This is a genomic window from Pseudomonas sp. HLT2-19-2 (genome assembly GCF_054898005.1).
Map to the genome: position 1 here is coordinate 255189 of NZ_CM142712.1, position 12444 is coordinate 267632.

Below are 12444 nucleotides of genomic sequence, written 5' to 3' on the forward strand. Positions count from 1 at the left end.
GTAACACCTATCAGGTTAGCAAGCGGGAGCCTTGCGGCTCCCGCTGCGGCTTACCAGGTTTGGGTGGCCTTGAACTTCTCGATACCGGCTTTCAGGCCAGCGTCGATTTCGTCATTGAAGTCACCCTTCACGTTGATCTTCGCCATCAAATCGGCGTGATCGCGGTTGAAGAAAGCAATCAGCGCTTGTTCGAAGCTGCCGATCTTGGCGATTTCAACGTCAGTCAGGAACCCACGCTCAGCGGCATACAGCGACAGCGCCATGTCAGCGATCGACATTGGTGCGTATTGCTTCTGCTTCATCAGCTCGGTAACGCGCTGACCATGCTCAAGTTGCTTACGGGTCGCTTCGTCCAGGTCAGAAGCGAACTGGGCGAATGCCGCCAGTTCACGGTACTGAGCCAGAGCGGTACGGATACCACCGGAGAGCTTCTTGATGATCTTGGTCTGAGCGGCACCACCCACACGGGATACCGAAACACCGGCGTTCACAGCAGGACGGATCCCGGAGTTGAACATGGCCGATTCCAGGAAGATCTGACCGTCGGTGATGGAAATCACGTTGGTCGGAACGAACGCGGAAACGTCGCCAGCCTGGGTTTCGATGATCGGCAGTGCGGTCAGGGAACCGGTTTTGCCGGTCACTGCGCCGTTGGTGAACTTCTCTACATACTCTTCCGAAACGCGGGATGCGCGCTCCAGCAGACGGGAGTGGAGATAGAACACGTCGCCTGGGTAAGCTTCACGGCCTGGTGGACGGCGCAGCAGCAGGGAAATCTGGCGGTAAGCCACTGCTTGCTTGGACAGATCGTCATAAACGATCAGCGCGTCTTCACCGCGGTCGCGGAAGAATTCACCCATGGTGCAACCGGAGTACGGTGCCAGGAATTGCAGTGCTGCAGATTCCGAAGCGCTCGCAGCCACGACGATGGTGTTAGCCAGTGCGCCGTTTTCTTCCAGCTTGCGAACCACGTTAGCGATGGTCGATTGTTTCTGACCGATAGCTACGTAGACGCAGAAGATGCCACTGTCTTTCTGGTTAATGATCGCGTCGATCGCCAGAGCGGTTTTACCGATCTGACGGTCACCGATGATCAGCTCACGCTGGCCACGGCCGACAGGGATCATGGCATCGACAGCCTTGTAGCCAGTCTGTACAGGCTGGTCTACCGACTTACGCCAGATCACGCCTGGAGCAACTTTCTCGACCGCATCGGTCTCGGTGTTGTTCAGCGGACCTTTGCCGTCAACAGGGTTACCCAGTGCGTCGACTACGCGACCCAGCAGTTCCTTACCAACCGGAACTTCGAGGATGCGGCCAGTGCACTTGGCGCTCATGCCTTCAGCCAGAGACTGATAAGAGCCCAATACAACGGCACCTACAGAGTCTTGCTCCAGGTTGAGAGCCATACCGAAGACGCCGCCCGGAAACTCGATCATCTCGCCGTACATTACGTCGGCCAGACCGTGAATCCGCACGATACCGTCAGATACGCTGACGACAGTGCCTTCGTTACGGGCTTGGGAGGTCACATCGAGTTTGTCGATGCGGCCCTTGATAATTTCACTTATTTCGGAAGGATTGAGTTGCTGCATTGCTCTGCTGCCCCTTCAAACTCAAGATTTCAATGCTTCGGCAAGGTTCGCGAGTTTGCCGCGAATCGAGCCATCGATTACCAGGTCGCCGGCGCGGATGATGACACCACCAATAAGGGTGGCATCCTCCGCAGCGTGCAGTCGCACTTCCCGGCCGAGCCGTGCACTGAGAACCTTGGCGAGTTTGTCTTGCTGTTCTTGGTTCAATGCAAAAGCACTGGTTACGTCCACGTCTACCGATTTCTCTTGTTCGGCCTTGTACAGGTCAAACAGAGCGGCGATCTCCGGCAAAAGCGGGAGACGGTCGTTTTCGGCAACGACGTGAATGAAATTCTGTGCCTTGGCATCGAACTTGTCGCCACACACGTCAATAAACGTGGTGGCCTTGTTTGCGCTCGTCAGTCGCGGGGCCTTGAGCATGCTCTGCATAGTGTCGTCTTGCGACACTGCTGCAGCCAGGCCGAGCATGGCTGACCAAGAGGCCAGTTGCTGGTGGGCCTGGGCGTGCTCGAAGGCTGCCTTAGCGTAAGGTCGGGCCAACGTGGTCAATTCTGCCATGATCGCCCTCGCTTAAATTTCAGCAGCCAGTTTGTTTACCAGCTCCGCGTGCGCGTTTTGATCGATTGTGGCACCCAGGATCTTCTCAGCGCCGCCAACGGCCAGAGCACCCAATTGGGCACGCAGCGCGTCTTTGACACTGTTCAGTTCCTGCTCGATCTCGGCCTGAGCCTGAACCTTCACACGGTCAGCGTCGATTCGGGCTTTTTCAACAGCCTCTTCAACGATCTGATTACCGCGTTTCTTGGCTTGCTCAATGATTTCGGCTGCCTGAGCTTTAGCTTCGCGCAGTTGTTGACCCGCTTTATCTTGGGCCAACTCCAGGTCGCGAGCTGCTCGGGCGGCAGCGTCCAGTCCATCCGCGATCTTCTTCTGACGTTCGTGCAAAGCCGCGATGACCGGAGGCCACACGAACTTCATGCAAAACAGTACAAAAATGAAGAACGCAACGGACTGGCCAATCAGGGTTGCATTAATGTTCACGCCAACACCTCGCTCGTTCGTTGCACATCACACCAATTACTCGAAGGTTCGAGTGATTAGCCAGCGAGTTGACCAACGAATGGGTTCGCGAAGGTGAAGAACAGAGCGATACCAACACCGATCATGGTCACGGCGTCGAGCAGACCGGCAACGATGAACATTTTAACTTGCAGCATTGGAACCATCTCTGGCTGACGCGCTGCGCCTTCCAGGAACTTGCCACCCAACAGGCCGAAACCAATTGCGGTACCCAGTGCGCCCAGGCCGATCAACAGTGCAACAGCGATAGCGGTTAGACCAACTACAGTTTCCATCTTTCCTCCCGACTTTTACGTCGTATGGTTTAGGTTTTTTAGATTTTAAAGCGGTAAAACAAATCGTTTCATAGCCCTGTTCGGGCACCCACTCGTTTGACCGAGTGGGACATCAGACTAGTCAAGACTGGTCTTAATGGTTTTCTTCGTGCGCCATCGACAGGTAAACGATGGTCAGCATCATGAAGATAAACGCCTGCAGGGTGATGATCAGGATGTGGAACACAGCCCACGCCCACTGCAGAACTATACCCAGGCCACTAAGCCAGAGCAGACCGCTGCCGAACATCACAGCGATCAGAATGAAGACCAGTTCGCCGGCGTACATGTTGCCGAACAGACGCAGTGCCAGAGAGATTGGCTTGGCGATCAGTGTCACGAACTCCAGCAGGAAGTTCACCGGAATCAGCAAGGCTTGAAGAAAAATGTTCTTGCTGCCGAACGGGTGCAGGGTCAATTCGCCGATGAAGCCGCCGATGCCCTTGACCTTGATGCTGTAAAAAATGATCAACGCGAACACCGACAGGGCCATGCCCAGGGTAGCGTTCGGGTCAGTGGTCGATACGGCACGGAACGGAATGTGCGCATCACCCGTGATCAGGATGGCCAGCTGAGGAATCCAGTCGACCGGGATCAGGTCGACGGCGTTCATCAGGAAGACCCAGACGAAGATGGTCAGTGCCAGCGGTGCAATCACCGGGCTACGGCCATGGAAGCTGTCTTTCACGCTGCCATCGACGAATTCGACCAATACTTCAACGAAGTTCTGCAAAGCACCAGGCTGACCCGAAGTCGCCTTCTTCGCCGCCATGCGGAAAAGAAGAACGAAGATCAGACCCAACGCGACCGACCAGCCAAGCGTATCGACGTGGAAAGCCCAGAAGCCCATTTCCTTGGCTTCTGCTGCGGTGTGCGCAAAGCCCCAGCCGCCGTTAGGTAGCTGCCCGAAGGTCAGGTTCTGCAAGTGGTGCTGGATATAGCCCGAAGCGGTTGTCTCTGCCATGGTTGCCTCAAACGCCCTAAGGTCTCGAAAGTCTTGTTCTCATCAGCAGGGGCGCGAACCAGCTGACCAGTTGGGTCAACACGAAGACGCCGAATACAGCTAGCGGCGCCAATGGCTTCACACCTGCAAACGTCAATGCAAAGAGCACTGCCGTCAAAATTAGTTTGCCCGCCTCGCCGGCATAAAAAGACCGGACGATGGCTTGAGCTGCCCGGGCGCCGGAAAACCGAAATGCCCTGTGAGCGAAATAAACATTGGGCAGCAAGGCTATCAGGCCTCCGCAAAGTCCTGAGTACCCGGCTACGACTCCATGCCAGTACCAAAGCGCCAAAGCGGCCAGTACCAAAACGACAAATTGAGCCAGTAATACCGGAAAAACTGCCAGACGATGGAACGGCAAGCGGTTTGGCGTGCGGCTCTCCATCGTTTTTACTCCCAATGATCGGCTGCCAGAATTCAATAACTTGGCATAATTTGTGCCGACAAAATGCGCGCAAAGTATAGGGGCGGTTCTGCCCCTATTCAACTGTCAGGTAGTGATTTCCACCTGCTCGCTACATGAGGAAATGTTTCAGCGGATGTGTGCAAGCACACCTTGAAGCTCATCGAGGGAGTTGTAACCGATCACCAACTGCCCCTTCCCCTTTTTCCCGTGGCGGATCTGCACCGCAGAGCCTAGGCGCTCAGCCAGACGCTGTTCGAGTCGAGCAATATCGGGGTCCGGCTTTACCGGTTCAGCAGGTTCCTGTTTGCCACTCAACCACTGGCGAACCAGTGCTTCAGTTTGACGCACAGTCAGCCCCCGTGCGACAACGTGTCGCGCCCCTTCAACCTGTTGATTCTCCGGTAAACCGAGCAACGCACGGGCATGACCCATTTCCAGGTCGCCGTGCGACAGCATGGTTTTGATGACTTCCGGCAACGCGATCAAGCGTAGCAGGTTGGCCACAGTGACGCGTGATTTGCCCACCGCTTCGGCCACTTGTTGCTGAGTCAGCTGGAATTCCTGCTGCAAACGCTGCAAGGCCACCGCTTCTTCGATCGGATTGAGGTCTTCGCGCTGGATGTTCTCGATCAGTGCCATCGCGATCGCGGTTTCATCCGGCACATCGCGAACCATTGCCGGGATGGTTTCCTGGCCAGCCTGCTGGCTGGCGCGCCAACGACGTTCGCCTGCGATGATTTCGAAGCGACCGCTGCCGATCGGACGAACCACGATCGGCTGCATCACGCCCTGAGCCTTGATCGACTGTGCCAGCTCTTCCAGGGCCTGTGGGTCCATGTCCCGACGCGGCTGGTACTTGCCGCGCTGGATCAGGTCCAGGGGCAGGTGCTGCAGCTCACGCTGATCTGCCTGCACCGCTTGTTCTTCCAGCGAGCTGACAGTCGAACCGCTCAGCAGTGCATCCAGTCCACGTCCGAGACCTCGTTTCTTGACGGCCATGGGGATTCCTTAAGTTGCCTGAGCAGCGGCGGTGCGTGAGTTTTTGCGTTGACGGCGAACCATCTCGCCGGCCAATGCCAGATAGGCAATGGCGCCCCGCGATGATTTGTCGTACACCAGCGCCGGCATGCCATAGCTTGGCGCTTCGGCCAGGCGGATGTTGCGCGGAATCACCGTGTCGTAGAGCTGCTCGCCGAAGTGTTCCTTGAGCTGCGCCGAAACATCGTTCATCAGGCTCAGGCGCGGGTCATACATGGTCCGCAACAGGCCTTCGACTTTCAGGTTCGGGTTCAGCAGTTCTGCGATGCGCTTGATGTTATCCACAAGGTCACTCAAGCCTTCGAGCGCAAAATACTCGCACTGCATGGGGATAATCACCCCGTCAGCCGCAACCAGTGCGTTAAGCGTGAGCATCGACAGCGACGGCGGGCAGTCGATCAAAATGTAATCGTAGTTTTCACGGATCGGCGCCAACGCACTGCGCAGGCGGCTTTCCTTCATCTGCATTTCCAGCAGAACCACTTCGGCCGCGGTCAAGTCACGGTTGGCCGGCAGCAGTTGGTAACCACCGTGCTCGGAGTAGTGCATGGCCTGGGCCAGATCGCATTCGCCGATCAGCAGGTCGTAGACCGAGTTTTCCAGGCCATGTTTATCCACACCGCTACCCATGGTGGCGTTGCCCTGTGGATCGAGATCGATCAACAGCACCCGACGCTTGGTAGCGACCAGGGAAGCTGCGAGGTTGATGCAGGTGGTGGTCTTGCCCACACCACCCTTTTGGTTCGCTATCGCGAATACCTTAGCCATTCTTGCTTGTGTTCCCAATCATGCCGTGCGGCGCTGTATCAGCAGATGGCGTTGGCCTTGGCAACCGGGTACGGCCAAGGCATGTTCGCTATCGAGGTGGAAGTCTGCCGGCAATGCTACCAGCTCATCGGCCGGATGAACGCCCTTCATTGCCAACCAACGCGTATCGGCGTCGCCGAGGTGACGAGTCCAGTTGCTGAAGTTCTCCATGCTGCTGAATGCCCGGGAAATGATCCCGTTGAACGGCAGTGCAGGCTGAAAAGCTTCGACGCGACTGTGGATAACTTGCAGGTTATCCAGTTTGAGTTCGAGTTTGACCTGAGTCAGAAAGCGGGTTTTCTTGCCGTTGCTGTCCAGGCAGGTCACTTGGGACTCTGGAAACAGAATGGCCATCGGGATACCCGGCATGCCACCACCGCTGCCCACGTCCAGCCAGCGACCGTTTTTGACGAACGACATCACGCTCAAACTATCGAGCAAGTGACGGGAAACCATTTCATCCGGATCGCGTACGGCGGTCAGGTTGTACGCCTTGTTCCATTTGATCAACAGGGCTAGATAACCCAGCAGCTGCGCATGCTGGGTTTCTGTCAGTGTCACGCCGAGTTGGCGAGCACCTGTGGATAACTCTTCTGCATGTTGCGAGGTGACCAACGAACTCAAGCGCTTTGCTCCAACTGACGGCCCGCGCCGCGTTTTTTCAAATGAATCATCAACAGCGAAATCGCTGCCGGCGTCACGCCCGGGATACGCGACGCCTGGCCCAGAGTCTCTGGACGGGTCACACCGAGCTTGCTCTGGATCTCTTTGGAGAGACCGGAAATATTCGTGTAATCGATATCCACAGGCAGTTTTGTGTCTTCGCTGGCCCGCAGCCGTGCGATTTCATCCTGCTGGCGATCGATGTAACCGGCGTATTTGGTCTTGATTTCGACCTGCTCGGCGACTTGCGGATCTTCTGCGCCCCCACCGGTCACGGCGATCAGACCAGCGTAGTCGATTTCCGGACGGCTCAGCAGATTGAGCAAGTTGTATTCGTGGGTCAGCGGCGTACCGAACTTCTCGGAAATCGCATCGCCCTGCTCGGTACCCGGGCGAACCCAAGTACTTTTCAGGCGCTGCTCTTCCAACGTGATGCTTTCGCGTTTGATGCAAAACGCCGACCAACGCGCGTCGTCCACCAGACCCAGTTCGCGACCTTTTTCGGTCAAGCGCAGATCGGCGTTGTCTTCGCGCAGGATCAGGCGGTATTCGGCGCGGGACGTAAACATCCGATACGGTTCCTGGGTACCCAGGGTAATCAGGTCGTCGACCAACACCCCGATGTACGCCTCGTCGCGACGCGGGCACCAGGCATCTTTGCCCTGAGCACGCAGTGCGGCGTTGGCCCCGGCCAGCAAACCTTGGGCGCCGGCTTCTTCGTAGCCGGTGGTGCCGTTGATTTGCCCGGCGAAGAACAGACCGCCGATGACTTTGGTTTCCAAGTTGTACTTCAGGTCACGCGGGTCGAAGTAGTCGTACTCGATGGCGTAACCCGGACGAACGATGTGCGCGTTTTCCATGCCGCGGATCGATTGCACGATCTGCAATTGCACGTCGAACGGCAGGGATGTGGATATCCCGTTCGGGTACAGCTCGTTGGTCGTCAGGCCTTCCGGTTCGATGAAGACCTGATGGCTTTCCTTGTCGGCAAAGCGATGGATCTTGTCTTCGATCGACGGGCAGTAACGCGGGCCAATTCCTTCGATCACACCGGAATACATCGGCGAGCGATCAAGGTTGGCGGCAATGATTTCGTGGGTGCGGGCGTTGGTGTGGGTAATCCAGCAGCTGACCTGTTTCGGATGTTGATCTTTGGAACCCATGAACGACATCACCGGGATCGGCGTATCGCCGGCTTGTTCTGTCATCACCGAGAAATCCACCGAACGACCGTCGATACGCGGCGGTGTGCCGGTTTTCAGTCGACCAACCCGCAGTGGCATTTCACGCAATCGGTGAGCCAGGGCGATCGACGGCGGATCACCGGCACGGCCACCGGAAAAATTCTGCATGCCTATGTGGATAAGTCCACCGAGGAAGGTGCCAGTGGTCAACACCACGGAGTCCGCGAAGAAACGCAGGCCCATTTGAGTGACAACACCGCGCACTTGTTCTTGCTCGACGATCAGGTCGTCGGCTGCCTGTTGAAATATCCACAGGTTCGGCTGGTTTTCGAGGATTTCGCGGACAGCGGCCTTGTACAGAACCCGATCAGCCTGAGCGCGAGTCGCTCGCACGGCCGGGCCTTTACGGCTGTTCAACACGCGAAACTGAATACCACCTTTATCGGTGGCGATGGCCATCGCGCCGCCGAGGGCATCGATTTCCTTGACCAGGTGGCTTTTGCCAATGCCGCCGATAGCGGGGTTGCAACTCATGGCGCCGAGGGTTTCCACGTTATGCGTCAGCAACAGGGTTTTTGCACCCATACGTGCTGAGGCCAGTGCTGCCTCGGTACCGGCATGACCGCCGCCGATGACGATCACTTCAAAACGGGAAGGGAAATCCACCACGCACCTCGTGCCTGCTTCAGTTAGGTAATCAGGAATAGTTTGAGCTCAGGTTTTTGGACCTGGGCGGCAAGTATAGGGACTTCGCCCTTCCTAAAGAACCCTTTGCACAAAATTTAACCAGCTGTGGAGAAGTCGCGGTTATAGAAATTAAAAAGAAAGAAATTTATTAAATCTTTGTTTTTATGTTTATTTCTACTGAGCACCATTTCTGTGGATAGATCTCTACAGGCCTTTATATTCAATATGTACAGAGATTCAAAACCCTGTGACCATGTGCCAATAAGGCCCTTGGATAACCAGTTTAAGCCTGTGGATTAAAGCGGTGGTTATCCACAGGGGCGGTTATCTTCAGTTTTGGGGCCCTGTTATCAACTGGCCTTAGTGGCAGTTATTCACAGGGCTTAATCCACAGAAAAACGCTGAATTAGCAAATTCTGGACACGGAAAATCCACACAAGCAGAAAGAATCTGACTGGCACTGGAGGACAATTCAGGAAAAGGAGGGAACAGACAGGCACGAATGGCCTGTCTGTGGACTACGGAAGGATTATTTACCGATACAGAAGCTGGAAAAGATTCGTCCCAGCAGGTCATCGGAGCTGAATGCCCCGGTGATTTCACCCAAAGAGTGCTGAGCCTGGCGCAAATCTTCGGCCAGCAGTTCGCCGGCACCGGCCAGGGTCAACTGCGCACGGCCGTGCTCGAGGGAAGCACTGGCATGACGCAACGCGTCAAGGTGACGCCTACGAGCACTGAAGCTGCTCTCCGAGGTCTGTTCGTAGCCCATGCAGGCCTTGAGATGATCACGCAGCAATTCCAGCCCTTCACCTGCGGACTTGGCGCTCAGGCTGATGGTGACGTGGCCATCCTCGCTGATTTCCAGGGCAATGGCTTCGCCAGTAAGGTCAGCCTTGTTACGGATTAGCGTGACTTTCGCCGGATCCGGACGGACTTCCAAGAATTCCGGCCATAACGCGAACGGATCAAGTGCCTCAGGAGCGGTTGCATCGACCACCAACAGCACGCGATCAGCCTCACCGATCGCTTTCAACGCTCGTTCGACGCCGATTTTTTCCACCTGGTCGTCGGTATCTCGCAGACCTGCGGTGTCGACCACGTGCAGCGGCATGCCATCAATGTGGATATGTTCACGAAGAATATCCCGGGTGGTACCGGCAATCTCGGTCACGATCGCTGCTTCTCGTCCGGCCAAGGCGTTGAGCAAACTAGATTTACCGGCATTCGGCCGGCCAGCGATCACCACGGTCATCCCGTCACGCAGCAGGGCCCCCTGCCCGGCTTCTCGGAGTACGGTGGATAACTCGTCACGCACTTTGTCGAGCATGCTCAGTACATGGCCATCGGCGAGGAAGTCGATTTCTTCTTCCGGGAAGTCGATAGCCGCTTCGACGTAGATGCGCAGGCCAATCAGTTGCTCGGTGAGGTTATGCACACGCTCGGAAAATGCGCCCTGCAAGGAACGCAGGGCATTTCGTGCAGCCTGTGCAGAACTCGCCTCGATCAAGTCGGCAATTGCCTCGGCCTGAGCCAGATCGAGTTTGTCGTTGAGGAACGCCCGCTCGCTGAATTCACCTGGCCGTGCCAACCGACAGCCGAGTTCCAGGCAACGCTGAAGCAGCATATCCAGAACTACCGGACCGCCATGGCCCTGAAGTTCCAGCACATCCTCACCGGTGAACGAGTTCGGGCCCGGAAAATACAGTGCGATGCCTTGATCCAGGACCTCATCGTTTTCACTGAGAAATGGGCCGTAGTGGGCGAATCGTGGCTTGAGTTCACGACCGCTGAAGGCTTTGGCCGCAACGCGCGCCAGCGGCCCGGAAATGCGGACGATGCCCACACCGCCGCGACCCTGCGCGGTGGCGACGGCGGCAATGGTTTCACGAGGAACGCTCATAAACCGGTATCCAGACAAAAGTGACAGATAGCAAAACGCCCCACTAGGGGGCGTTTTGAGTGGTTATTCACAGTGTAAATCAGGCAGCTGCTTTAGTAGCCGCTTCGACTTTACGAGTGATGTACCACTGTTGGGCGATCGACAGGCAGTTGTTCACGACCCAATACAGCACCAGACCAGCCGGGAACCACAGGAAGAAGAAGGTGAAGATGATTGGCATCAGCTTCATCACCTTGGCCTGCATCGGATCCGGAGGTGTCGGGTTCAACTGCTGCTGGATGAACATGGTTGCACCCATGATAATCGGCAGAATGAAGAACGGATCCTTGATCGACAGGTCAGTAATCCACAGCATGAACGGCGCTTGGCGCATTTCAACGCTTTCCAGCAGAACCCAGTACAGCGAAAGGAAAACCGGCATCTGCACGAGGATTGGCAAGCAACCACCCAGCGGATTGATCTTCTCTTTCTTGTACAGTTCCATCATGGCTTGCGACATTTTCTGCCGGTCGTCGCCATGTTGCTCTTTCAGCGCGGCCAGTTTCGGTGCCACTGCACGCATGCGGGCCATGGATTTGTAGCTGGCTGCCGACAGCGGGAAGAAGATCCCTTTGATCAGCATGGTCAGGAAGATGATTGACCAGCCCCAGTTGCCGATCAGCGCGTGGATATGTTGCAGCAGCCAGAAAATTGGCTGGGCAATGAACCACAGAATGCCGTAGTCGACGGTCAGTTCCAGACCTGGGGACAACTCTTTCAACACAGCCTGGCTTTTCGGACCGGCGTATAGAACGGCGCTGGTCTCGGCTTTTGCACCTGGCGCGACAGTCATCGCCGGGGCGGTGTAGCCGATGATGTAGTTGCCTTTGCTGTCTTTACGGGTCTGGACGACGTTATTTTCGCCCTTGGCCGGAATCCATGCGGTCACGAAGTAGTGCTGCAACCAGGCAACCCAACCACCGGTTACGGTTTCTTTCAGCTGAGCCTTGTCCATGTCGCTCATCGACACTTTCTTGTACGGCTCGTTACTTGTCCACAGGGCGGCGCCCAGGTAAGTCGCGGTGCCGGTCGCCGTGCTGGAAGAAGGATCGGAGCTGGCGTCACGCTTCAACTGCGCAAACATTGCACCGGACCAAGGCTGAGCGCTCTGGTTATCGATCAGGTAGGAAACGGTTACGTCATACAGGCCACGTTTCACGGTGAAACGCTTGATGTAGTTGACGCCGTCCTTGCTGAACTTCAGGTCTACGACCAATTGGTCCTGACCGTCAGCCAACTGGTAAACCTTCTTCTCTGAGGAGTAAACCGGACGACCTGCAGGATTTGCGTCCGGACCGTTGGTGCCGATCAAACCGCTCTGGGCCAGATAAGTCCGTTCGTTGCCGTTATCGAACAGCTGGAATGGAATGTCCGGATGGTCCTGGCGACGTGGATACAGTGGCAGCGTCAACTGGGCAACATCGCCACCTTGTGGATCGACAGCCAGGTTGAGCACATCCGTTTTGATCTGGATGAGGTCTTTGCTTGCAGCCACTGGCGTTTCAGCAGGTGCAGTTGCACTGGTTTCGCTTGCGGCGCGTGGAATGTCGTCACTGACAGAAGCATTATTGCCAGTCGCCGTATCCGGTAGGCCCGGTGCGGTAGTACTGGAAGCAACATTCTGAGTCGGCAGGGCAGCCTGGCCATAGTCCTGGTTCCATTTAAGAACCATAACGTAGGTCACGATTGCCAGGGCGACGATCAGGATCGTGCGTTTGATATCCATGA

Annotated in this window: 12 protein-coding genes; all 12 read right to left on the bottom strand. The window is 56.2% G+C overall.

What is annotated here, in order from left to right; genetic code table 11:
* Positions 1–50: 50 nt before the first annotated feature.
* The gene (gene atpA, locus ACYZTU_RS01175; RefSeq protein ID WP_282379785.1) at positions 51–1595 is read right to left on the bottom strand and encodes a F0F1 ATP synthase subunit alpha; all 1545 of its coding nucleotides are present in this window, start codon (positions 1593–1595) and stop codon (positions 51–53) included.
* Between the two features lie 21 nt (positions 1596–1616).
* On the bottom strand, positions 1617–2153 hold the full coding sequence (locus ACYZTU_RS01180) for a F0F1 ATP synthase subunit delta (RefSeq protein ID WP_309675632.1): 537 nt from the start codon (positions 2151–2153) through the stop codon (positions 1617–1619).
* A gap of 12 nt (positions 2154–2165) precedes the next feature.
* Positions 2166–2636: a F0F1 ATP synthase subunit B gene (locus ACYZTU_RS01185; protein WP_008027535.1), complete on the bottom strand. Its 471-nt coding sequence runs from the start codon at positions 2634–2636 to the stop codon at positions 2166–2168.
* Between the two features lie 56 nt (positions 2637–2692).
* Positions 2693–2950 carry a F0F1 ATP synthase subunit C gene (gene atpE, locus ACYZTU_RS01190; protein ID WP_002555987.1) on the bottom strand — a complete coding sequence of 86 codons (258 nt, stop codon included), beginning with the start codon at positions 2948–2950 and terminating at the stop codon, positions 2693–2695.
* A 133-nt stretch (positions 2951–3083) separates the two neighbouring features.
* Complete coding sequence (atpB, locus tag ACYZTU_RS01195) at positions 3084–3953, bottom strand: F0F1 ATP synthase subunit A (protein ID WP_282379783.1); 870 nt, start codon at positions 3951–3953, stop codon at positions 3084–3086.
* Between the two features lie 16 nt (positions 3954–3969).
* Positions 3970–4377, bottom strand: coding sequence for a F0F1 ATP synthase subunit I (locus tag ACYZTU_RS01200; protein ID WP_007948092.1), 408 nt, complete (start codon positions 4375–4377; stop codon positions 3970–3972).
* Positions 4378–4524: 147 nt separating this feature from the next.
* Positions 4525–5397: a ParB/RepB/Spo0J family partition protein gene (locus ACYZTU_RS01205; RefSeq protein WP_131059035.1), complete on the bottom strand. Its 873-nt coding sequence runs from the start codon at positions 5395–5397 to the stop codon at positions 4525–4527.
* 9 nt (positions 5398–5406) lie between these two features.
* A complete protein-coding gene (locus tag ACYZTU_RS01210; RefSeq protein ID WP_461967445.1) occupies positions 5407–6204 on the bottom strand; it encodes a ParA family protein in 798 nt (265 codons plus the stop codon).
* 18 nt (positions 6205–6222) lie between these two features.
* Positions 6223–6867, bottom strand: a complete 645-nt coding sequence (rsmG, locus tag ACYZTU_RS01215; RefSeq protein WP_461967447.1) for a 16S rRNA (guanine(527)-N(7))-methyltransferase RsmG — start codon at positions 6865–6867, stop codon at positions 6223–6225.
* Entirely contained in the window at positions 6864–8756 is a 1893-nt protein-coding gene (gene mnmG / locus ACYZTU_RS01220; protein WP_461967449.1) for a tRNA uridine-5-carboxymethylaminomethyl(34) synthesis enzyme MnmG, read from the bottom strand. The genes rsmG and mnmG overlap by 4 nt, the downstream gene beginning before the upstream one ends.
* A 550-nt stretch (positions 8757–9306) precedes the next feature.
* A complete protein-coding gene (gene mnmE / locus ACYZTU_RS01225) occupies positions 9307–10677 on the bottom strand; it encodes a tRNA uridine-5-carboxymethylaminomethyl(34) synthesis GTPase MnmE (RefSeq protein WP_461967450.1) in 1371 nt (456 codons plus the stop codon).
* Between the two features lie 79 nt (positions 10678–10756).
* Positions 10757–12442 carry a membrane protein insertase YidC gene (yidC, locus tag ACYZTU_RS01230; protein ID WP_461967452.1) on the bottom strand — a complete coding sequence of 562 codons (1686 nt, stop codon included), beginning with the start codon at positions 12440–12442 and terminating at the stop codon, positions 10757–10759.
* Positions 12443–12444: the final 2 nt, after the last annotated feature.

What these genes read in the sequence shown, in the direction of transcription:
- ACYZTU_RS01205 (WP_131059035.1), bottom strand. Translation starts at nt 5,397, where the DNA reads ATGGCCGTCAAGAAACGAGGTCTCGGACGTGGACTGGATGCACTGCTG.
- atpB (WP_282379783.1), bottom strand. Translation starts at nt 3,953, where the DNA reads ATGGCAGAGACAACCGCTTCGGGCTATATCCAGCACCACTTGCAGAAC.
- atpE (WP_002555987.1), bottom strand. Translation starts at nt 2,950, where the DNA reads ATGGAAACTGTAGTTGGTCTAACCGCTATCGCTGTTGCACTGTTGATC.
- ACYZTU_RS01200 (WP_007948092.1), bottom strand. Translation starts at nt 4,377, where the DNA reads ATGGAGAGCCGCACGCCAAACCGCTTGCCGTTCCATCGTCTGGCAGTT.
- ACYZTU_RS01210 (WP_461967445.1), bottom strand. Translation starts at nt 6,204, where the DNA reads ATGGCTAAGGTATTCGCGATAGCGAACCAAAAGGGTGGTGTGGGCAAG.
- ACYZTU_RS01180 (WP_309675632.1), bottom strand. Translation starts at nt 2,153, where the DNA reads ATGGCAGAATTGACCACGTTGGCCCGACCTTACGCTAAGGCAGCCTTC.
- yidC (WP_461967452.1), bottom strand. Translation starts at nt 12,442, where the DNA reads ATGGATATCAAACGCACGATCCTGATCGTCGCCCTGGCAATCGTGACC.
- mnmE (WP_461967450.1), bottom strand. Translation starts at nt 10,677, where the DNA reads ATGAGCGTTCCTCGTGAAACCATTGCCGCCGTCGCCACCGCGCAGGGT.
- atpA (WP_282379785.1), bottom strand. Translation starts at nt 1,595, where the DNA reads ATGCAGCAACTCAATCCTTCCGAAATAAGTGAAATTATCAAGGGCCGC.